Source organism: Thioclava sp. ES.031, assembly GCF_002563775.1.
In the GTDB taxonomy this organism is placed as follows: Bacteria; Pseudomonadota; Alphaproteobacteria; order Rhodobacterales; family Rhodobacteraceae; genus Thioclava.
This window is the reverse complement of sequence record NZ_PDJO01000001.1, coordinates 2,495,089-2,514,613: the sequence shown is the minus strand read 5'-3', so window position 1 is coordinate 2,514,613 and position 19,525 is coordinate 2,495,089. Positions and strand designations below refer to the sequence as shown.

Genomic DNA, 19,525 nt, shown 5'->3' with positions numbered 1-19,525 from the left:
CTCGTGACGGGCGGGCGCGATCCGGTCTTGGCGTCGCAGTCCCGCAGCTGGCGGCACAGTATCCGCCCCGCTCGGGGTTTTCAAAGCGGTTTCGCGGACCGCTCGGAGAGACGCGGTGGCGCGCCGGGTGAACCCGAAGCGGGAGGGCTGCGTTACCTAGGGTGAAAGGGGGCGGTTTAGCGCAACGTCGCGACCGCCCCGACATGAACCTTTGGAAGATGGAAGGAGGACATTCGATGTCCGCACCCGATACCAATGTGAAGACCCAGCAGAAGAGACACGCCCCCGCCCTGATCGGGATCGCCGTGGTCGCGGTGCTGGGCGTGGCGGTGATCCTGGTTTGGCTCGCGATGGCGGCAGATACCTCGGAACCCGCGGCAAGCGATGCGGGGCAGGCCGAGGTCACGACGCAGCCCGCGCCGGAGACCGAGGGTGTCGTGCGCTCGGAACCGCCAGCGGAACCGCTGGACGGGGTTGGCCTGTCCACCACGCAAGCGCCTGAGACGACCGGTGTCGGCACTGCTGAAAGCAATGGCGACGCGACGGAGGCCGACCCGATCCAGCAGTGAGCTTGGACGGGTCGCGCGCGCCTGCGGTGCCCACGTTTCCGTGAGCCGCTGGCCTTTTTGCGCCCTTTCACCGTCTTAGCGTCTTCCCGCGCGCTGACGCCAATCCGCTGGACATTCTCGTCCAGCGGTTTCATCTAGTACGCGTCTAAGAAAACCGGGAGGGCACAATGGCACAGCGGGTCGCACGTAACGAACTGCAGGTGGCGGTCGAACTGGCCGCCTTCATCGAGGATCAGGCTTTGCCGGGAACCGGCGTCGCGCCCGAGCGCTTCTGGGAGGGGCTGTCGGACCTGCTGCATACGCAGGGACAGAAGAACCGTGCGCTGCTGGAGACGCGCGAGGCGATCCAGTCCAAGCTCGACGACTGGCACGCGCATCACCGCGCCGAAGGCTTTGATTTCGAAGACTATAAGTCCTTCCTGAAAGAGATCGGCTACCTCCTGCCGGAAGGCGACGACTTCAAGATCGAGACGCCGGAAACCGATCCCGAATTCGCCACCGTCTGCGGTCCGCAGCTCGTCGTGCCGATCACCAATGCGCGCTATGCGCTCAACGCCGCGAATGCGCGCTGGGGCAGTCTTTATGACGCGCTCTACGGTACGGACGCGCTTGGCGATCTGCCGCAGGGCAAGGGCTATGACCCCGAACGTGGCGCCCGCGTGATCGAGCGCGCGAAAGCATTTCTCGACGAGGCGGTGCCGCTTGCAGGCGGAAGCTGGACCGGCGTGACCGCGCTGCGCGTCGAGAACGGTGTCTTCTTCGTGGAGAACGCGGTGGGCGAAACCGGGCTGGCCGATCCGGCGCAGTTCCTCGGGTTCAACATCTCCGACGAGGGCGCGCTGTCCGAGGTTCTGCTGGAAAATAACGGGCTGCATCTCGTGATCGAGATCGACCCGACCACCGAGGTAGGCCAGGCCGATCCCGCCGATATCGCCGATGTCATCCTCGAGGCCGCGATCAGCACGATCATGGATTGCGAGGACTCGGTCGCCTGTGTCGATGCCGAGGACAAGGTTCAGGCCTATGGCAACTGGCTGGGCCTGATGAAGGGCGATCTGCGCGAAAACGTCGTGAAGAACGGCGAGAAGACGGTCCGGCGGCTCGAAGGCGATTACCAGTTCACCGGCGGCGGTGGCGAGAAGATCACGCTGAAGGGCCGCTCGCTGATGCTGGTGCGCAATGTCGGTCACCTGATGACCACGCCCGCGATCCTGACCCGCGACGGCGAAGAAGCCTGCGAGGGGCTGATGGACGCGATGGTCACCACGCTTTGCGCGATGCATGACCTCAAGAAGACCGAAGGCCCGCGCAACTCGGTCACCGGCTCGGTCTACGTGGTGAAGCCGAAGATGCACGGCCCCGAAGAGGTCGCCTTCGCGACCGAGATCTTCGACAAGGTCGAGGAGGTTCTGGGCCTGCCACGCTACACCGTGAAGCTGGGCATCATGGACGAGGAGCGCCGCACCTCGGTCAATCTCAAGGAATGCATCCGCGCCGCGAAGAACCGCGTGGCCTTCATCAACACGGGCTTCCTCGACCGCACGGGCGACGAGATCTACACCTCGATGCAGGCCGGGCCGATGCTCGCCAAGGGCGAGATGAAGGGCCAGCCTTGGATCGAAGCCTATGAGGATCGCAACGTCGATATCGGGCTGGCCTGCGGGCTGGCGGGTAAGGCACAGATCGGTAAAGGCATGTGGGCGATGCCCGACCGGATGGCCGATATGCTCGAGGCCAAGGTCAATCACCCGCTGGCGGGTGCGAACTGCGCCTGGGTGCCGTCGCCGACGGCCGCCACGCTGCATGCCACGCATTACCACAAGGTCGATGTGAAGCGTCGCCAGCAGGAGATCGCCGCGATGAACCGCCCGGCGCGGCTCGACGATCTGCTGACGATCCCGCTCGCACGCGGCAAGAACTACTCGGAAGAGGAAATCCGCACCGAGATCGAGAATAACGCGCAAGGCATCCTCGGCTATGTCGTGCGCTGGGTCGATCAGGGGGTGGGCTGCTCGAAGGTGCCCGACATCCACGACGTCGGCCTGATGGAAGACCGCGCGACCTGCCGGATTTCCAGCCAGGCGATCGCGAACTGGCTCGAACATGGGCTGGTCAGCGAGGGTCAGGTGATGGAGGCGCTGCGCAAGATGGCCAAGGTCGTCGACCGCCAGAACGAGGGCGACCCGAACTACCGCCCGATGGCGCCCGGCTATGACGGCTTCGCCTTCCAGGCGGCGTGCGATCTGTGCTTCCTGGGTACGGTCCAGCCCTCGGGTTATACGGAACCGGTGCTGCATCAGCGCCGCCTGCAAGTGAAGGAGGAACGCGCATGATCACGCTCGAACAAGCGCAGAAGATGATCGACACCGCGCTCGCGCAAGGTGTGGAAGACGAACTGAAACCGCTCTCGGCGATCGTGCTGGATGCGGGCGGCCACCCGCTGGCTTTCGCGCGCGCCGATGGCGCCGCGCCGGGCCGGTTCGAGATCGCGCGCGCCAAGGCTTACGGCGCGGTGATGCTGGGCATGGGCGGCAAGGCGCAGATGGCGCGGGCCGAAGCGCAGGCCTATTTCATGGCCGCCGTGAACGGCATCTATGACGGCAAGACCTGCCCGGTGCCCGGCGGCGTGCTGATCCGCGATGAGAGCGGGGCTGTGATCGGTGCGATGGGCGTCACCGGCGATACCTCGGACAATGACGCCAAGGTGGCCGTGGCCGGGATCGAGGCTGCGGGCTTCACCGCCGAGGACTGATCCTTTCGCAAGGTTCGATTTCGGGCGGTCCGGCAGGCGATGCCGGGCCGCCCGCGTCGTCTCTGCCCTCGCTCGGAGCCCGCTCGGGCCATTGACGCGCCCGGCGCGCTCTGGCAGGGGAGAGCGCAAATAAGGACAATGAGAATGCACCTGTTTTCCGACATCCGCGCCGCGGTGATTGCGGCACTCGATCAGATGGTTTCCGAGGGCGCGCTGCCCGAGGGGCTGGACTACGCAAACGTCGCGGTGGAGCCGCCGCGCGATCCGCTGCATGGCGACATGGCGACCAACGCCGCGATGGTGCTGGCCAAGCCCGCCAAATCGAAGCCGCGCGACATCGCCGAGACGTTGGCAGGCAAGCTGGCCGCAGATGACCGGATCGTCAGCGCCGATGTGGCCGGTCCCGGCTTCATCAACCTGCGCCTCGATCCGAAGGTCTGGGCGGATGTGACCCACGCCGTGCTCAAAGAGGGCGCGGATTACGGGCGTTCCGATCTGGGTAAAGGTGTGAAGGTGAACGTGGAATATGTCTCCGCGAACCCCACCGGCCCGATGCATGTCGGCCATACGCGCGGCGCGGTCTTCGGCGATGCGCTGGCGAGCCTGCTGGATTTCGCGGGCTATGACGTCACGCGGGAATATTACATCAACGATGGCGGTGCGCAGGTCGATGTGCTCGCCCGTTCCGCCTATGAGCGTTACCGCGAAGCCTGTGGCCTCGAGCCGGAAATCCGCGAGGGGCTCTATCCCGGCGATTACCTGATCCCGGTCGGCGAGGCGATCAAGGCGAAGTATGGCGAGAGCCTGCTCGACAAGCCCGAGGAAGACTGGCTCGAAGATATCCGCGAATTCGCAACCGAGCAGATGATGGAGATGATCCGCGGGGATCTCGCCTGTCTCGGCGTGAAGATGGACGTGTTCTCCTCCGAGAAATCGCTTTACGGCACCGGCCAGATCGAGGCTGCGCTGAAGCGGCTCGAGGATCTGGGCCTGATCTACGAGGGCGTGCTCGACCCGCCGAAAGGCAAGCTGCCCGAGGATTGGGAGGAGCGCGAGCAGACGCTGTTCCGCTCGACCGACTATGGCGATGACGTGGACCGTCCGGTGAAGAAGTCGGATGGCTCCTGGACCTATTTCGCCCCGGATATCGCCTATCACTGGACCAAGATCGACCGTGGTTACGACCTGCTGATCGACGTCTTCGGCGCCGACCATGGCGGCTATGTGAAGCGGATGAAAGCGGCGGTGGCGGCGCTGTCGGATCGCAAGGTGACGCTCGACATCAAGCTGATCCAACTGGTGAAGCTGTTCAAGAATGGCGAGCCCTTCAAGATGTCGAAGCGCGCGGGCACGTTTGTCACGCTGCGCGACGTGGTGGAGCAGGCGGGCGCGGATGTGACCCGCTTCCACATGCTCACCCGCAAGAACGACGCGCCGCTGGATTTCGATTTCGACAAGGTGCTGGAGCAGTCCAAGGACAACCCGGTCTTCTACGTGCAATATGCCCATGCTCGGGTCTGCTCGGTGTTGCGCAAGGCGGCCGAGGCTGGCTGGGACATGTCCGATGCGCGTCTGGCCGAGGTCGATCTGTCCGGCGACTGGCATCCGTCCGAGCTGGAACTGGTCAAGAAGATCGCCGAATGGCCGCGTCTTCTGGAGATCGCGGCGCGCGCGAACGAGCCGCACCGGGTGGCTTTCTACCTCTACGATCTTGCCTCGGACCTGCACAGCCTGTGGAACCGTGGCAATGACGAGCCGGCCCTGCGCTTCCTGCAGGAGGGCAACGAGGCCGCATCGGCGGCGAAAATCGCCCTTGCCCGTGCCAGCGCCGTTGTCATTTCCGCCGGTCTTGGTATTCTTGGCGTGACCCCGGCTGAAGAGATGCGCTAAACGCACGCCGCCGGGAACAGGCAAATTCCGGGTCAACCGGGCAAGGCCGGGCAACCGGCGGCGAGGCGACGAGCATGACGACCTACGACTACCGCGAGAGTGGGGGTTACGGGCATGAACACCCGCAGCCCCATTACGCGTATCCCGAAGATCCCGCTCCTGAACGTGCGCCACGCGTCGTGTCGCGCTGGGTCAATGTGGCCGGGGCGCTGACATCGGTCGCGATGATCGCGGGTCTCGTGGTCTGGGGCTACAAGCTGGCGATGCGCGACCTCAACGGCGTGCCGGTGATCCGCGCGATGGACGGGCCCGCCCGGATCGCGCCCGAGGACCCGGGCGGCGAACTTGCGCGCCATACCGGTCTTGCCGTGAACGACGTCGCTGGCACGGGGCAGGCGGCGCCTGCGCCCGAGAAAGTGACGCTCGCGCCCAGCCCGGAAGGCTTCACCGACGATGACAAGCCGATGGGCGAGCTGGCGGCTCAGGCCAAGGTGGCAGGCGATGAGGCCAACACTGCGTCCAATCCGGCCGTGGAGGCCGCAATCGCGGCGCTCGAGCCTGCCGCGCTCAATGCCGATCCCTCTCAGGTGAAGGACGCGCCCGACATTCCCGTCAAGCCCGCGCTGATGAGCCCGGCCATGCCCGAGACGCGCCCCGACGCGGTCGCGCAGGAAGCCGCACCCGAGAGCGACGCGGTCAGCGGCGTGATCCCGGCCTCGGTGCCGGGCGTGTCGCGCTCGCCGCGCCCGCAGGCCAAACCGATGCGCGATCAGCTTCTGGCGGCGGCGCTGGAGCAGGCGGTGACGAAGCAGATGTCCTCCGGTCAGGCCGAGGCGGGCGTCGTTGACATCAATCCTGCGGATCTGGCGGCGGGCACGCGCCTCGTTCAGCTTGGCGCCTTCGACACCGAGGCCGCGGCCAAGGGCGAATGGGACCGTATCGCCAAGCGCTTCGATGCGCTGATGTCCGGCAAGAAGCGCGTGGTTCAGAAGGCGAGCTCGGGCGGGCGCGATTTCTATCGCCTGCGCGTCGCGGGCTTTGACGACGTGACCGAAGCGCGCCAGTTCTGCGCCGCCCTCGTGGCCGAGCGGCAGAACTGCATCCCGACGCAGGCGCGCTGATGGGCGTCGCCGCGATCTTCGGCTGCGAGGGGACCGAGCTCTCCGCGCGTGAACGCGACTTCTTCCGCGAGGCCGACCCGTGGGGCTTCATCCTGTTCTCGCGCAATATCGACACGCCCGAGCAGGTCGCCCGGCTGACCGATGCGCTGCGCGGGGCGGTGGGGCGCGATGCGCCGGTGCTGATCGATCAGGAAGGCGGCCGGGTGCAGCGGATGCGCGGGCCCCAGTGGCGCGAATGGCTGCCACCGCTGGAGCAGGCGAAGCGGGCAGGGGCGCAGGCGCCGCGCTCCTTCTGGCTGCGCTCGCGGATCATGGCGGAGGAGTTGCGCGCGGTCGGCATCGACGTGAACTGCGCGCCGACCTGCGATATCGCGGGGATTCTGACCCATCCTTTCTTGCAAAACCGCTGTCTGGGCGAGGACGCCGCTACCGTGATCGCCAATGCGCGCGCCACGGCCGAGGGGCTGCTGGCGGGCGGCGTGCTGCCGGTGATCAAGCATATCCCCGGCCACGGCCGTGCGATCTCCGACAGCCACAAGGACCTGCCGGTGGTCGAGGCCTCCAAGGCCGATCTGATCGCGCGTGATTTTGCGCCCTTCAAGGCGCTGAACGATTTGCCGCTGGGGATGACCGCGCATATCCGCTTCACCGCGCTCGACGATGCCCCTGCGACGCAGAGCGCGAAGATCATCAAGATGATCCGTGAAGAGATCGGCTTCGGCGGGCTCCTGATGAGCGACGATATCGGGATGGAGGCGCTGGCGGGCGGCTTCGGGACACGCACGGCTGCCGCACTGGCTGCGGGCTGCGATCTGGTGCTTCATTGCAAGGGCGACATGCCCGCGATGGAAGAGGTGGCGATGGCCGCCCCGGCGATGAGTGAGGCCGCAAAGGCCCGCGCCGAGGCCGCGCTGGACCGGCGCTTGCCGCCCGAGACAGTTGACATGGCCGCGCTCGATGCCGAACTTGAGGCACTCTTGAGCGGCGGCATGGATGAGTGACACCGAAAATCTGTTCGACTCGCAAACGGTAGCGGATCGGCTTCAGGCCGAGGCGCTGATCGTCGATGTCGACGGGTTCGAAGGCCCGCTCGACCTTCTGTTGACGCTTTCGCGCAGCCAGAAAGTCGATCTGCGCAAGATCTCCGTGCTGCAACTGGCCGAGCAATATCTGGCCTTCGTCGACCGCGCGAAGGCGCTGCGGATCGAGCTGGCCGCGGATTACCTCGTGATGGCGGCGTGGCTCGCCTTCCTGAAATCGCGGCTTCTGCTGCCGCCCGACCCGGAGGCCGAAGGCCCCTCGGCGGAAGATCTGGCCGAGCATCTGGCCTTCCAGCTGGAACGCCTGCAGGCGATGCGCGAGGCGGCGGCGCAGCTGATGGCGCGCGACCGGCTGGGGCGCGACACCTTCGCGCGCGGTATCTCGGAAGAGGTCGAGCGCGTCCGCAAGGTCACCTATTCGGCCTCGTTGATGGACCTGATGCAGGCCTATGCGCGCATCCGCACGCGCGATGAATTCCGCCCCTATGCGTTCGATCGGACCAATGTCTTCACGATGGAGGAGGCGCTGGACCGGATGCGCGGGCTGATCGGTTTCGCGGGCGGCTGGTCGGAGCTGACCACCTTCCTCCCCGACGGCTGGACCGCCGATCCCAAACGCCGACGCTCGGCCACCGCCGCGACTTTCGCGGCCTCGCTGGAGATGGCCAAGCAAGGCCAGATCGAGCTGCGCCAGAGCGATACGTTCCAACCCATTTCGATCCGGAAGAAGACATGAACGACGAGCCGGAACAGACTGAAGAAAAAGAAGAAACCCTCTTTGCGGCGCCGCCCATCGCCGAGCAGGAGCGGATGGTCGAAGCGATCCTTTTCGCCTCTGCCGAACCCGTCCGTCTGCGCGAGATGGAAGAGCGGATGCCGCATGGCTGCGACCCTGCCGAGGCGCTCGTGCATCTGCGCAAGCGCTACGAGGGGCGCGGCGTGCGCGTGGTGAAGGTGGGCGACGCCTGGGCCGTGCGCACCGCGCCCGATCTCGCCTTCCTGATGCAGAAGGAGACGGTGGAGGAGCGCAAGCTGTCCCGCGCCGCCGTCGAGACGCTCGCGATCATCGCCTATCACCAGCCGGTCACCCGCGCCGAGATCGAAGAGATCCGCGGCGTCGCCGTCTCGCGCGGCACGATCGACCAGTTGCTGGAGATGGAATGGATCCGCTTCGGCCGCCGCCGGATGACGCCGGGCCGCCCGGTCACCTTCGTCGTGACGCAGGAATTCCTCGACCAGTTCAGCCTCGAGAGCGCCCGCGATCTGCCGGGCCTCAAGGAGCTGCGCGCCGCCGGTCTGCTGGACTCGCGCCCCCTTCCCGGTGCAGGCTCGGATGACGACGAAGAGGGCGAGGAGGACGAAGCCCAGACCGGCCAGTCCGAGCTGTTCGAGGATTGAGAGGGATCAGATGAACCTCAACCAGATCATCAACATGGTCATCCGGATGTTCCTGCGCCGCGGGATCAACTGGGGGATCAACAAGGGCGTCGGCATGGCCTCGAAGCGGGGCGGCAAGGGCAAGAGCGCGGGCCCGATGACGGCGCAGGAGCGCAAGGCCCAGCAGGGCGCACGTGAGGCGGTCAAGCGGGCACGGAAGGCGGCGCGGATCACGCGGCGCATGTGAGGGGCTCCGGCAGCTCGCTTTCTCAGCAATTGTGATAGCGGATAGGGTTCTGCCCATGTCGTTTGTCTTCGGGTAGGCGCTTCCCTCTCGAACCAACAAAATATTCCCATATTTCATCGTTGGCTTTGTGACCTATGAAGCCGATACGCTTTGATGTCGGCTCGCTAAATCTGCGTGGCGGGAAATGCTCTGGGGTGGCTGGAAGCCATTCTTCGGGAACGAAAGCGCCGCGCACTACACCATGGATTACTGCCAAAACATATTCGGCACTGCGTGCGCGCTGCTCCGACAGCCGCCAAGCATAGCGGACTCTGTCCAGCAATTCTTCATCGGACGTATGCTCTGCGGAATTGATGTTGATAAGGATAAGCCTGTAATCGCCGAGATCGGCTTCGGGCAAAGAGTATTTGTCCGCGATTTCCTGCGCGTGCATTGGACCGCGATCGTTGCTGTAATGGCCCGCTGAAATGTTGGATAGGCCAGCATAGGCGTCGATCAAAGCCGCTTCGACCTCATATGCTGTTTTTGCATCAGGAATTCCATGGCGATGAACAATGTGAACTACATCGAGACCAGCGCGATGAATATCGTTAAGTCGTTTGACCTTGAGAGATACTTCGTCTTCTGAATTGCCTTCCGCATCATCGTCGGACGCGACGATTTCGGTTACATCAGTCGCGTGTCGGGCGTTCACATGTTGGAACAAACGATCACCTTTTCCTTTTCCTACGTAGAATGTTTCTCCGTTTCGCGGATCAATCAGACGATATACGTAGAATTGGATTTTTTCGCCCACTCCTAGAGGAAACTTGTCCATCTTGGTGCTCCGATTTTTCTAACCAAACTGGTTGATATGCTTCAAAGAATGATGGCCAAGTCTGGTACGAAACTTATGAAAAATAAACTGGGCTCACGTCTTCCTTTTCACCGCCCCTGCCGTCGCGCCATGAAGGCCAGCCGCTCGAACAGATGCACATCCTGCTCGTTCTTCAGAAGCGCCCCGTGCAGTTTCGGCAGAAGGCTTGCGCCTTCGCGTTTGAGGTCTTCGGGGTTCAGATCCTCGGCCAGCAGCAGTTTCAGCCAGTCGAGCACCTCGGAGGTCGAGGGTTTCTTCTTCAGGCCCGGCGTCTCGCGGATCTCGTAGAACTGGCTCAGCGCCTCGGTCAGCAGGCGGTCCTTGATGTCGGGGAAGTGGACGGCGACGATGTCTTTCATTACCTCCGGCTCGGGGAAGCGGATGTAGTGGAAGAAGCAGCGGCGCAGGAAGGCGTCGGGCAGCTCCTTCTCGTTATTCGAGGTGATGATGACGACGGGGCGGTGTTTGGCCCGGATCGTCTCGCCGGTCTCGTAGACATGGAACTCCATCTTATCGAGTTCCTGCAGCAGGTCGTTCGGGAACTCGATATCGGCCTTGTCGACCTCGTCGATCAGCAGCACGACTTTCTTGCCCGCCTCGAAAGCCTGCCAGAGCTTGCCCTTGCGAATGTAGTTCTTCACGTCGTTGACGCGTTCGTCGCCCAGCTGGCTGTCGCGCAGCCGGCTCACCGCGTCATATTCGTAAAGGCCCTGCTGCGCCTTGGTGGTGGATTTGATGTTCCACTCGACCATCTCCATTCCGAGGCTCTGTGCTACCTGTCGCGCGAGTTCCGTCTTGCCGGTGCCCGGTTCGCCCTTCACCAGAAGGGGGCGCTCCAGCGCCACGGCGGCATTGACCGCGACGGTCAGATCGGGCGGGGCGACATAGCTGTCGGTCGATTGAAATTGCACGGGGAACACGCTCCGGTTTCGAGATCGCTGCGCAATGATCTTGCGCAAATCGTTTGCAACCTATCTGCGCCAAAATGCTGCCGCAACCCGGGCGTAAGATTTGATGAGGAAACACGCAGTCCGGGTGAATGCGGACGTGACAACACAGTGTTCTTGGGGTATTGCCTCGCCCGAGGAGAGTTGGCCGATGGCGAATGACGATCATGGTGACGCCCCCGGCACGTATGAGAGGGCAGGTATGAGAGCTGAAGTATTCCTTCCGGATGATTATCGTCCGGCCGAGAATGAACCCTTCATGAATGACCGGCAGCTGGAGTATTTCCGCAGAAAGCTTCTGGCGTGGAAGGCCGAACTTCTCGAACAATCCGCTGAAACGCTCGAAGGTCTCGCGGAATCCGCGCGCAACGTTCCCGATATTGCCGATCGCGCCTCCGAGGAAACCGATCGTGCGCTGGAACTGCGCACCCGCGACCGTCAGCGCAAGCTGGTCAGCAAGATCGACTCGGCGCTGCGTCGGATCGAAAATGGCGAATATGGCTATTGCGAGAAGACCGGGGAGCCGATCTCGCTCAAGCGTCTTGATGCGCGTCCGATCGCGACGATGACGCTGGAGGCGCAGGAAAAGCACGAACGCCGCGAACGGGTGCATCGCGACGACTGATCGCCTGCGCGGACTGCGTGTGGTGATGCACAAAACGCGCGTTGCCTTCGGGCGGGAAGGCGCGCAAAACATTTCGACACCGGCACCGCCAAGGTGCCGGTGTTCGCTTTTGAAGGAGGTCCCATGCTGATCGGGCGCAAGGTTACGGTTCTGGGTGCGGGGATCGCGGGGCTGACCGTGGCGCGGGCTCTGGCGATGCGCGGCGCGGATGTCGAGGTGCTCGAACAGGCCGAGGCGATCCGCGAAGTGGGCGCCGGGCTGCAGGTCTCGCCCAACGGGGCGGCGGTGCTGCGCGCGCTGGGTCTGGGTGAGGCGCTGGAGGCTGCCGGGCCGCGCGCCGAAGCGGTGCGGCTCGTCGATGGCGAGACCGGGAGCCAGGTCGCCAAGCTCGACATGGCGCGGCTGCGCCCCGATGCGGATTACCATTTCGTCCATCGCGCCCGGCTGATCGAATTGCTGGCCGATGGGGCGCGCGAGGCGGGGGTGAAAATCCGCCTGTTGCAGCAGATCGAGCGGGTGGACCTGTCCGGGCCGCATCCGGTGCTGCACACCAAGCAGGGCGCCGAGATCGAGACCGACCTGTTGATCGGCGCGGATGGGCTCAATTCCAAGACGCGCGAGGCGCTGAACGGGCGGGTGGCGCCGTTCTTCACCCATCAGGTTGCGTGGCGCGCGCTGGTGCCGTGCGACGATTCCGAGCCGAAGATCGCGCAGGTCTTCATGGGCGCGGGCAAGCATCTGGTGAGCTATCCTCTGGGCCGCGGCCTGCGCAATATCGTGGCCGTCGAGGAGCGGCATCGCTGGGTCGAGGAAAGCTGGGCGCTCGAGGATGATCCGATCAATCTGCGCACCGCCTTCGAGGATTTCTGCCCGACCGTGCGCGGTTGGCTCGATCAGGTCGAGAAGGTGAACCTCTGGGGATTGTTCCGTCATCCGGTGGCCGAGCGCTGGTTCGCGCCCGGTGTTGCGATTCTGGGCGACGCCGCGCATCCGACGCTGCCTTTCCTCGCGCAGGGGGCCGTGATGGCGATGGAGGATGCCTGGGTTCTGGCCGAGGCGCTTGCCAATTACGAGACCGACGAGGTGGCCTTCGCCGCCTATCAGAATGCGCGCTGGGATCGCTGCGATCAGATCGTGACTGCTGCGAACAAGAACGCGCGGAACTATCACCTCTCGGGGGCGCCGCGCACCATCGGGCATCTCGCATTGCGTGCCGCCTCGCGATTCACGCCGGAGCGGCTGGTGGGGCGGTTCGACTGGATCTATGGCCACGACGTGACGCAGCAGGCGGGGTAGGGCGGTGGTGCCTGCCTGAGGGCGCATAGGCGGTGTCAGCGCGGGCTCGACCGACCTGCGGGCTTGCGAGATAAAGTGCCAAGCCACATAGCGCGCCAATCGCCCACCCGAGGCTCGGGCGCTGCCCTCAGTCGCTACAGAGTCGCTGCCCCGGCCCTTCGCTTGCGCTTCGGGCGTTCGCCGGGCGTCCTTCCATTGGAAGGACGCTAATCCCGGCTCACCCCATCCGGAAATGCTTGGCGAGCTTCAGGCCCTGTCCCTGATAGTTCGAGGCGATGTCCTTGCCGTAAAGCTGGCGCGGCTCCTCGGCCATGCGCTCATAGACGAGACGGCCCACGACCTGCCCATGCTCGAGCGCGAAGGGGGCTTCGTGGCAGCGCACTTCCAGCACCCCGCGCGAGCCCGTCCCGCCGGCCGCGCCATGTCCGAAGCCGGGATCGAAGAAGCCTGCATAATGGACGCGGAATTCGCCGACCATCGCCAGATAGGGCGCCATTTCGGCAGCGTGATCGGGCGGGATCGTCACGGCCTCTCGGCTGACGAGGATATAGAACGCGCCGGGGTCGAGGATGATGCGGCCATCGGAGGCGCGCACCTCTTCCCAGAAATCGCGGGCCGGGTAATGGCCGATCTTGTCGATGTCGATCACCCCGGTATGGGGTTTGGCGCGGTAGCCCACCAGATCGCCCTCGGCGGGCTTCAGATCGACCGAGAAGCCCAGACCCTCGTCGATCACCGCGGGGCCATCCACAAGCGGCTCCTGCTGATGCAGGATCTTCAGTTCGGCATCGCTGAGCACCGCCTGACCGGCGCGGAAGCGGATCTGGTTGAGACGCATTCCGGGCCGCACCAGCACCGAGAAACTGCGCGGACAGATCTCGGCATAGAGCGGGCCGCTATAGCCTTCGGGGATTCGGTCGAACTCGGTGCCGTCATCGGTAATCAGGCGAGTCAGCAGATCGAGCCGCCCGGTGGAGCTTTTGGCATTGGCGACCGCCGTGACGTCCTCGGGCAGCGCGAGGGTCTCCATCAGCGGCACGAGATAGACGCAGCCCTTTTCCAGCACCACGCCGTCATCGGTCAGCGCCATGCGGTGCATCTCGAAATCATGCAGGCGGTGCGAAACCTTCGCGCCCTTGCCCGCGAGGAACGAGGCGCGCAGCCGGTAGGCCACGGTGCCAAGCCGCAGGTCGAGGCTCGCAGGTTGGATCTGTTCGGGAATGATGGCTGGCTCGGCGGCGATCTCGCCCCGCGAAATCATCTCTTGCAGCATCGTGTCTGGCAGCACGCCGATGGTCATCCGATCCCTCCTCCGGATACACGAACGCCCACCCCGATAAGAGGGTGGGCGTTTGTCGAAATGGTCGGGCTGGCGAGATTCGAACTCACGACCTTCCGTCCCCCAGACGGACGCGCTAACCAGGCTGCGCCACAGCCCGACGAGGGGGATATAGTGCGAACCGGGCGGCGGGTGCAAGCAGTTAGTGAGAGAAATTTCACGCCAATTCGTCCGGGGTTGCGATCAGTCATTCCGCTCGCTCGGAGCCATGCTGTGCGAGCCGCGCCTGAAGGGCCTGCGCACGCAGGCGCAACATGCGCAGATCGCCCCGATCGGCGGGGCTCAGCCGCGCCGGATCGAGCGTGCGCAGCCCATGTAACAGCTTTGCCAGATCGGCCCGCGCGGCGATTTTCGCGGCGCGTTCCTGCGGCCCGCGGTCGATCGTCATCGCCACGACCGGGGCCATCGGTTCCGGCTCGGGTTCGACATCGAGCGCCATCGGGGCCTCCGCGTCGTCATCCGACTCGTCCGCTTCGGGGGATTCGCCGGAGGCGGTTTCCGACTCGTCGAAGAAGGAAGGCTGCGACGGGGCAGGGAAGGGTGTCACGGAGCCGCCCTGATGGGCCTCGACGGCGGCGTCCTTGGCGGGGGCAAGATCGAGCAGTTCCTCGGGGCGCTCAGGCGATGCCTCGGATTGGGACTCGTCTTGAGCTGTATCCTGCGCGCTGTCCTCGAGAGAGGCCGCCTCTTGCGGGGGCTCCTCCTGCGGCGCGATTTCTTCCGGCGCGGCCTCGGTCGACTCGGGCTCGCCTAGGGTCGCGTCCTGCGCCTGAGGCTCTTCTTGCGGGGCAGGGCTGTGCTGAGGCGCGGCAACCGGGGCAATCGGCTCCGAAGCGCTCTGCGTGGCCTCATCGGCCTCGCGCTCATCCTCGACGCTGACCTCGCCACGTGCGGCCACTTCGCGGATGCCTTCCTCGCGCAGCAGTTTCTGCACGCCGCGGATGGTCATGCCTTCTTCATGAAGCAGATGCTTGATGCCGCCCAGAAGCGCCACATCGGCAGGCCGGTAATACCGCCGCCCGCCGGCACGCTTGACAGGTTTCACTTGCGTGAACTTGCTCTCCCAGAACCGAAGAACATGGGTCGGCGTGTCGAGAAGGTCTGAAACCTCAGAGATCGTCCGAAACGCGTCGGCGGATTTACCCATCGGTAGGACCTGTCATTTGTTATCGGGTTACTTCGAGTTGCCCGCCGCCACGCGGTCCTTCATCAGATGCGAGGGACGGAAGGACAGCACGCGACGCGGCGAGATCGGAACCTCTTCGCCGGTCTTGGGATTGCGGCCCATGCGCTTGGCTTTCTCGCGCACCGAGAAGGTGCCGAAAGAGCTGATCTTGACCGTCTCCCCCTCCACGAGGGCGTCGGACATATGCTGCAGCACGCTTTCGACAAGCTGCGCCGATTCATTGCGCGACAATCCAACTTCGCGGAACACCGCTTCGCTCAGATCCATGCGCGTCAGGGTCTTCGACATCCTATCCCCCCGGATAAACGATTTGGCTAACAGTGACCGACCGCAATTCCCGAGTCAATATCAAGCACTTGGCGGACGGGATTGATGCGCGGGCTCACGCGCGTTTGCGCGCAAGCCGGGCAAAACGCGTGCAGAGAGGCCGCGTTTACCAGCGCAGGACGACCGAACCCCATGCCAGACCGCCGCCGATCGCCTCGGTGACCAGCACCTGGCCTTCCTTGATCTGGCCGCGTTGCTTGCCGACCGAGAGGGCCAGCGGGATCGAGGCCGCGGAGGTGTTGCCGTGGTCCTGAACCGTGACGATCACGCGGTCCATCGGCAGCTGCATCCGCTCGGCCGTGGCCGAGATGATGCGCAGGTTGGCCTGATGCGGCACGATCCAGTCGACGTTCTCGCCGGTGAGCCCGGCCTTATCGAGCGCCTTATGCGCGGTCTCGGCCAGTTTGGTGACTGCGTGTTTGAAGACCGCGTTGCCCTGCATGCGCAGGTGGCCCGCCGTGCCGGTGGTAGAGACCCCGCCGTCGACATAGAGCAGATCCTTGTAACGCCCGTCGGAATGCAGATCGGACGACAGGATGCCGCGATCATTCGCGGTGCCGGTGCCTTCGGCGGCCTCGAGGACCAGCGCGCCCGCGCCGTCGCCGAAGAGCACGCAGGTGCCCCGGTCGGTCCAGTCCATGATCCGCGAGAAGGTCTCGGCGCCGATCACCAGCACGCGCTCTGCCTGCCCGGAAAGGATCAGCCCGTTCGCATTGGTCAGCGCGAAGATGAAGCCTGCGCAGACCGCTTGCACGTCATAGGCAAAGCCCGTGGTCGAGCCCAAGCCCGCCTGAACCATCGTGGCGACGGAGGGGAAGGTGCTGTCGGGCGTCGAGGTCGCGACGACGATCGCGTCGATCTGGTCGACGCTCATATTCGCGTCTTCGAGCGCGGCCTTCGCGGCCTTGATCGCGAGATCGGAGGTGTATTCCCCTTCGGCGGCGATATGACGGCGCTCGATCCCGGTACGCCCGCGAATCCATTCATCCGTGGTATCGAGCGTTTTCTCGAACTCGGCGTTCTCGACAACGCGCTCGGGCAGGTAATGGCCTACGCCGCGCACCACGGATCTGATCGTCATTGGCTGCTCTCGCTTTTCTCGGCGGCAGATGGCGCGCCGGATTTGGTCTCATCCTGCCCCGAGGGAAGGGTGGTGGCAACCCGTGCGGCAAGCTTCGCGCCGAAGCCCGAGCGTGCCAGACGGGCGGCCAGTTCGATCGCGGCGGCGAAGCTGGTGGCATCCGCTGAGCCGTGCGATTTCACGACCGTACCGTTGAGGCCGAGGAAGACGCCGCCATTGGCGCGGCGCGGATCGGTCTTGTGACGCAGGCGCTTGAGCGCGCCCATCGCGAAGAGGGCGCCCAGCTTCGACATCACCGAAGAGGTCAGCGCCTCGCGCAGGAGTTCGGCCACGAATTTCGCGGTGCCCTCGCCGGTTTTCAGCGCGACATTGCCGGTGAAGCCGTCGGTCACGATCACGTCGGCGCGTGCGCCGGCCAGCTCGTTGCCCTCGACGAATCCCGCGAAGTCGAACTGGCCCGCCTCTTGCGCGTTGCTGATCAGCTCATAGGCTTCTCGCAGCTCGGGGCGGCCCTTGTGCTCTTCGGTGCCGATATTCAGCAGACCGATGCGCGGACGCTCCAGCCCCAGCGCATTGCGGGCATAGGAAGTGCCCATCAGGGCGTAGGTCAGAAGATCCTCCGCATCGGCTTTCACGTCGGCGCCCATGTCGAGCATGACGTTCCAGCCCGCAGGCCCGCGGGAGGGCCAGAAGGAGGCGATGGCCGGACGGTTCACGCCCGGCATTTTGCGCAGCCGCATCATCGAGATCAGCATCAGCGCCCCGGTATTCCCGCAGGAGACCGCGACATCGGCCTCCTTGTCGCGCACCGATTCGATGGCCGACCACATGGAGGTGTCCTGCCCGGTGCGCAGAACCTGCGCGGGCTTGTCCTCCATCGTGACGGTTCGCTCGGCGTGGCGCAGATCGACACAGTCGCCAAGATCGTGCTTGGCGATCAGCGGTTCGAGCTGCGGGCGCGGGCCGTGGATGATGAAATGCAGATCGGGGTGAGCGCGATGCGCCTTCGCGACGCCGGCGATCGTGGCCTCGGGGCCAAGATCACCACCCATCGCATCGACGGACAGAACGACAGCGCCGGCATTCGCCGGCGCTTTGCCCTTCTGGGCGGCTCGCATTTCTGCGGCCTTCATCTGCGATCCCGACTGCGGCTGGTCCTGCGTATCTTGCATGACGTGCGGCGCGGGTCGACGGGCTTACGCCGCGTCGTCGTCCAGATCGACCTCTTCGGTCAGAGCGACGACCTCACGGTCGGCGTAGTGACCGCAGGACGGGCAGACGTGATGCGGGCGCTTGAGTTCGCCGCAGCTGGGGCATTCCGCCGGGTTGCCAGCGGTAAGCGAGTCGTGGGCGCGGCGCATGTTACGGCGCGAACGCGTGACTTTATTCTGAGGGACAGCCATGTCTCAACCTCGGGGTTTCGGGGGCCAGTAGCCCGTGTTTGCGGCGTTACAGCCCTGATTTTCCTTGTGGTTTCGTCACTTGGCCGAAAGCGTCTCTCGGGGTGCGAAGCCAAACGTCGAATGAGGCCGGGAACATACTCGGATTCTTTTTCCGTGCAAGCCTTTTTTCCGGCCATTTTTCAAGCGGTTTCGGGCGGCCCGAAGCCGCGTCTTCCACTATGCGTCGCCCTTACCGTTTTCGCCCTTGGCAAGCAAGTCGCGCAGATTGGCAAAAGGCTTCATCTGCTCGTCGCTGAGCGGCTCGGCGCCCGGCTCTGTCACCTGCGCGCCTTCCAGTTCCGCGTCTGCTGCACGCGGATAAAGCGGAAGGGCCAGCTCCATCGCCTCGAGCGCGACCACGCCGAGATTCACTGTCGTGGGCAGCGGTTCGGCGGTGTCATCCTCGGGCATCTCGACCTCTTCGGAGGTCGGCATCTCCATATCGGCGAGATAACGCCGCACCACCTCTTCGCGAATATCGGTCGTGACCGGGGCGAGGGTGATCACACAATCCTGAACCACGCGGGCCTCGAGGGTCGCGCGCAATTCCCAGTCCGAGCGCCCCTTCGGCGCAAGCTCGCCCTTGAGGCGCAGCGCCTCGACGCCGCGAATATCCGCCCAGTCTGCGATCGCCTTGAGCCGCTCTCCCTTGGCTTCGATGTCGAAGCGCGTGGGCTTGCGGCTGGGCAGATCGGCCAGCCGCATGGGCTCGCTCCAGATCGTCTCGGGGGCGGCGGGCAGGTCGGGATCGACGGGGGTCTGTGTCATGTCCGGCTCCTTGTTTTGGGTCGCCCGGCGTTGTCCGGCGACCCCTTGCATGCGCCCGAGTGCCCAATCGGCGCGCTCTAGCGCTTGAGGGCGGCGCAGTCATGATGTAAGCGTCACTAAAAGCCCGAAGTGTCAGAGGCAATAGGGGGTTGCAGGTGGGGATCGGTTCTATGATGCGCAAGGCCATGCTGTTTATCGCGTTCGGCGTGGTGCTTTTCGCGGGTGCCTGTTCTCCGATTTACCGCAACCATGGCTATGTGCCGATTGACGAAGACCTCGCTCAGATCGAGGTCGGCAAGAGCACGCGTGACGATGTCGCGTCCGCGATCGGGCGGCCCAGCTCGACCGGGCTTCTGGAAGGCTCGGGCTGGTATTACGTCGGTTCGCGCTGGAAAACCGTGACCTGGCACGCCCCTGAGGAAATCAAGCGCGAAGTCGTCGCCGTGTCGTTCAACGACAATGGTGTCGTCTCCAATGTCGAACGCTTCGGCCTTGAGAAAGGTCAGGTCGTGACGCTGTCGCGCCGCGTGACCGAGAGCAAGGTCAAGGGCGTCGGCTTCCTGCGTCAGCTGATGGGCTCGATCGGTCGTGTCAGTGCCGGCCAGGTTCTCGGCAACAACTGATCGCGGCGGGGCGACCGATCGCCGGCCGCCACCATGACC

At 64.7% G+C, this 19,525-nt stretch carries 21 protein-coding genes and 1 tRNA gene; 12 read left to right on the top strand and 10 right to left on the bottom strand.

Annotation, left to right across the window (positions count from 1 at the left end; all coding sequences use genetic code 11):
- The first annotated feature begins 236 nt into the window (after window positions 1-236).
- The 9 genes from AXZ77_RS11990 (at window position 237) to AXZ77_RS11950 (ending at window position 8,996) form a co-directional block, all read left to right on the top strand.
- Window positions 237-569 carry a hypothetical protein gene (locus tag AXZ77_RS11990; protein WP_098411315.1) on the top strand — a complete coding sequence of 111 codons (333 nt, stop codon included), beginning with the start codon at window positions 237-239 and terminating at the stop codon, window positions 567-569.
- Between the two features lie 167 nt (window positions 570-736).
- The gene (locus AXZ77_RS11985; protein ID WP_098411314.1) at window positions 737-2,902 is read left to right on the top strand and encodes a malate synthase G; all 2,166 of its coding nucleotides are present in this window, start codon (window positions 737-739) and stop codon (window positions 2,900-2,902) included.
- Window positions 2,899-3,321 carry a heme-binding protein gene (locus tag AXZ77_RS11980; RefSeq protein ID WP_078547435.1) on the top strand — a complete coding sequence of 141 codons (423 nt, stop codon included), beginning with the start codon at window positions 2,899-2,901 and terminating at the stop codon, window positions 3,319-3,321. The genes AXZ77_RS11985 and AXZ77_RS11980 overlap by 4 nt, the downstream gene beginning before the upstream one ends.
- Window positions 3,322-3,465: 144 nt before the next feature.
- Window positions 3,466-5,211 (top strand): arginine--tRNA ligase, encoded by a 1,746-nt coding sequence (gene argS, locus AXZ77_RS11975; RefSeq protein ID WP_098411313.1) that lies wholly within the window; start codon window positions 3,466-3,468, stop codon window positions 5,209-5,211.
- 74 nt (window positions 5,212-5,285) lie between these two features.
- Complete coding sequence (locus AXZ77_RS11970) at window positions 5,286-6,332, top strand: SPOR domain-containing protein (protein ID WP_098411312.1); 1,047 nt, start codon at window positions 5,286-5,288, stop codon at window positions 6,330-6,332.
- On the top strand, window positions 6,332-7,333 hold the full coding sequence (nagZ, locus tag AXZ77_RS11965; protein WP_098411311.1) for a beta-N-acetylhexosaminidase: 1,002 nt from the start codon (window positions 6,332-6,334) through the stop codon (window positions 7,331-7,333). Before AXZ77_RS11970 ends, nagZ begins: the two co-directional genes overlap by 1 nt.
- Window positions 7,326-8,108, top strand: coding sequence for a ScpA family protein (locus AXZ77_RS11960; protein ID WP_078522820.1), 783 nt, complete (start codon window positions 7,326-7,328; stop codon window positions 8,106-8,108). Before nagZ ends, AXZ77_RS11960 begins: the two co-directional genes overlap by 8 nt.
- Entirely contained in the window at window positions 8,105-8,770 is a 666-nt protein-coding gene (gene scpB, locus AXZ77_RS11955; protein WP_078547427.1) for an SMC-Scp complex subunit ScpB, read from the top strand. Before AXZ77_RS11960 ends, scpB begins: the two co-directional genes overlap by 4 nt.
- A gap of 10 nt (window positions 8,771-8,780) precedes the next feature.
- Window positions 8,781-8,996, top strand: coding sequence for a hypothetical protein (locus AXZ77_RS11950; protein ID WP_098411310.1), 216 nt, complete (start codon window positions 8,781-8,783; stop codon window positions 8,994-8,996).
- A gap of 22 nt (window positions 8,997-9,018) precedes the next feature.
- Here AXZ77_RS11950 and AXZ77_RS11945 read toward each other — a convergent pair whose 3' ends face one another.
- Both AXZ77_RS11945 and AXZ77_RS11940 read right to left on the bottom strand, forming a co-directional pair.
- The gene (locus tag AXZ77_RS11945) at window positions 9,019-9,813 is read right to left on the bottom strand and encodes a hypothetical protein (protein ID WP_098411309.1); all 795 of its coding nucleotides are present in this window, start codon (window positions 9,811-9,813) and stop codon (window positions 9,019-9,021) included.
- A gap of 107 nt (window positions 9,814-9,920) precedes the next feature.
- The gene (locus AXZ77_RS11940; protein WP_098412534.1) at window positions 9,921-10,763 is read right to left on the bottom strand and encodes a MoxR family ATPase; all 843 of its coding nucleotides are present in this window, start codon (window positions 10,761-10,763) and stop codon (window positions 9,921-9,923) included.
- A gap of 238 nt (window positions 10,764-11,001) precedes the next feature.
- On the opposite strand from AXZ77_RS11940, the gene dksA reads away from it, so the two are divergent.
- On the top strand, window positions 11,002-11,424 hold the full coding sequence (gene dksA / locus AXZ77_RS11935) for an RNA polymerase-binding protein DksA (RefSeq protein ID WP_075775492.1): 423 nt from the start codon (window positions 11,002-11,004) through the stop codon (window positions 11,422-11,424).
- A gap of 123 nt (window positions 11,425-11,547) precedes the next feature.
- Window positions 11,548-12,720 (top strand): FAD-dependent monooxygenase, encoded by a 1,173-nt coding sequence (locus AXZ77_RS11930; protein ID WP_098411308.1) that lies wholly within the window; start codon window positions 11,548-11,550, stop codon window positions 12,718-12,720.
- A 217-nt stretch (window positions 12,721-12,937) separates the two neighbouring features.
- Here the strand turns inward: AXZ77_RS11930 and AXZ77_RS11925 are convergent, their stop codons facing one another.
- The 8 genes from AXZ77_RS11925 to AXZ77_RS11890 form a co-directional block, all read right to left on the bottom strand.
- A complete protein-coding gene (locus tag AXZ77_RS11925) occupies window positions 12,938-14,020 on the bottom strand; it encodes a 2'-deoxycytidine 5'-triphosphate deaminase (RefSeq protein ID WP_098411307.1) in 1,083 nt (360 codons plus the stop codon).
- A gap of 61 nt (window positions 14,021-14,081) precedes the next feature.
- A tRNA-Pro gene (locus AXZ77_RS11920) sits at window positions 14,082-14,159 on the bottom strand.
- Between the two features lie 87 nt (window positions 14,160-14,246).
- A complete protein-coding gene (locus tag AXZ77_RS11915; protein WP_098411306.1) occupies window positions 14,247-15,206 on the bottom strand; it encodes a MerR family transcriptional regulator in 960 nt (319 codons plus the stop codon).
- Window positions 15,207-15,233: 27 nt separating this feature from the next.
- Window positions 15,234-15,533, bottom strand: a complete 300-nt coding sequence (gene ihfA / locus AXZ77_RS11910) for an integration host factor subunit alpha (protein WP_075775489.1) — start codon at window positions 15,531-15,533, stop codon at window positions 15,234-15,236.
- A 145-nt stretch (window positions 15,534-15,678) separates the two neighbouring features.
- On the bottom strand, window positions 15,679-16,653 hold the full coding sequence (locus AXZ77_RS11905) for a beta-ketoacyl-ACP synthase III (RefSeq protein WP_078542750.1): 975 nt from the start codon (window positions 16,651-16,653) through the stop codon (window positions 15,679-15,681).
- A complete protein-coding gene (plsX, locus tag AXZ77_RS11900) occupies window positions 16,650-17,771 on the bottom strand; it encodes a phosphate acyltransferase PlsX (protein WP_098412533.1) in 1,122 nt (373 codons plus the stop codon). The genes AXZ77_RS11905 and plsX overlap by 4 nt, the downstream gene beginning before the upstream one ends.
- A gap of 78 nt (window positions 17,772-17,849) precedes the next feature.
- On the bottom strand, window positions 17,850-18,056 hold the full coding sequence (gene rpmF / locus AXZ77_RS11895; RefSeq protein ID WP_078522810.1) for a 50S ribosomal protein L32: 207 nt from the start codon (window positions 18,054-18,056) through the stop codon (window positions 17,850-17,852).
- Between the two features lie 216 nt (window positions 18,057-18,272).
- The gene (locus AXZ77_RS11890; RefSeq protein ID WP_078542751.1) at window positions 18,273-18,863 is read right to left on the bottom strand and encodes a DUF177 domain-containing protein; all 591 of its coding nucleotides are present in this window, start codon (window positions 18,861-18,863) and stop codon (window positions 18,273-18,275) included.
- A 170-nt stretch (window positions 18,864-19,033) separates the two neighbouring features.
- On the opposite strand from AXZ77_RS11890, the gene AXZ77_RS11885 reads away from it, so the two are divergent.
- Window positions 19,034-19,486 (top strand): outer membrane protein assembly factor BamE, encoded by a 453-nt coding sequence (locus AXZ77_RS11885; protein ID WP_098411305.1) that lies wholly within the window; start codon window positions 19,034-19,036, stop codon window positions 19,484-19,486.
- Window positions 19,487-19,525 lie beyond the last annotated feature (39 nt).

What these genes read in the sequence shown, in the direction of transcription:
- AXZ77_RS11990 (WP_098411315.1), top strand. Translation starts at nt 237, where the DNA reads ATGTCCGCACCCGATACCAATGTGAAGACCCAGCAGAAGAGACACGCC.
- AXZ77_RS11985 (WP_098411314.1), top strand. Translation starts at nt 737, where the DNA reads ATGGCACAGCGGGTCGCACGTAACGAACTGCAGGTGGCGGTCGAACTG.
- AXZ77_RS11980 (WP_078547435.1), top strand. Translation starts at nt 2,899, where the DNA reads ATGATCACGCTCGAACAAGCGCAGAAGATGATCGACACCGCGCTCGCG.
- argS (WP_098411313.1), top strand. Translation starts at nt 3,466, where the DNA reads ATGCACCTGTTTTCCGACATCCGCGCCGCGGTGATTGCGGCACTCGAT.
- AXZ77_RS11970 (WP_098411312.1), top strand. Translation starts at nt 5,286, where the DNA reads ATGACGACCTACGACTACCGCGAGAGTGGGGGTTACGGGCATGAACAC.
- nagZ (WP_098411311.1), top strand. Translation starts at nt 6,332, where the DNA reads ATGGGCGTCGCCGCGATCTTCGGCTGCGAGGGGACCGAGCTCTCCGCG.
- AXZ77_RS11960 (WP_078522820.1), top strand. Translation starts at nt 7,326, where the DNA reads ATGAGTGACACCGAAAATCTGTTCGACTCGCAAACGGTAGCGGATCGG.
- scpB (WP_078547427.1), top strand. Translation starts at nt 8,105, where the DNA reads ATGAACGACGAGCCGGAACAGACTGAAGAAAAAGAAGAAACCCTCTTT.
- AXZ77_RS11950 (WP_098411310.1), top strand. Translation starts at nt 8,781, where the DNA reads ATGAACCTCAACCAGATCATCAACATGGTCATCCGGATGTTCCTGCGC.
- AXZ77_RS11945 (WP_098411309.1), bottom strand. Translation starts at nt 9,813, where the DNA reads ATGGACAAGTTTCCTCTAGGAGTGGGCGAAAAAATCCAATTCTACGTA.
- dksA (WP_075775492.1), top strand. Translation starts at nt 11,002, where the DNA reads ATGAGAGCTGAAGTATTCCTTCCGGATGATTATCGTCCGGCCGAGAAT.
- AXZ77_RS11930 (WP_098411308.1), top strand. Translation starts at nt 11,548, where the DNA reads ATGCTGATCGGGCGCAAGGTTACGGTTCTGGGTGCGGGGATCGCGGGG.
- AXZ77_RS11925 (WP_098411307.1), bottom strand. Translation starts at nt 14,020, where the DNA reads ATGACCATCGGCGTGCTGCCAGACACGATGCTGCAAGAGATGATTTCG.
- AXZ77_RS11915 (WP_098411306.1), bottom strand. Translation starts at nt 15,206, where the DNA reads ATGGGTAAATCCGCCGACGCGTTTCGGACGATCTCTGAGGTTTCAGAC.
- ihfA (WP_075775489.1), bottom strand. Translation starts at nt 15,533, where the DNA reads ATGTCGAAGACCCTGACGCGCATGGATCTGAGCGAAGCGGTGTTCCGC.
- AXZ77_RS11905 (WP_078542750.1), bottom strand. Translation starts at nt 16,653, where the DNA reads ATGACGATCAGATCCGTGGTGCGCGGCGTAGGCCATTACCTGCCCGAG.
- plsX (WP_098412533.1), bottom strand. Translation starts at nt 17,771, where the DNA reads ATGCGAGCCGCCCAGAAGGGCAAAGCGCCGGCGAATGCCGGCGCTGTC.
- rpmF (WP_078522810.1), bottom strand. Translation starts at nt 18,056, where the DNA reads ATGGCTGTCCCTCAGAATAAAGTCACGCGTTCGCGCCGTAACATGCGC.
- AXZ77_RS11890 (WP_078542751.1), bottom strand. Translation starts at nt 18,863, where the DNA reads ATGACACAGACCCCCGTCGATCCCGACCTGCCCGCCGCCCCCGAGACG.
- AXZ77_RS11885 (WP_098411305.1), top strand. Translation starts at nt 19,034, where the DNA reads ATGATGCGCAAGGCCATGCTGTTTATCGCGTTCGGCGTGGTGCTTTTC.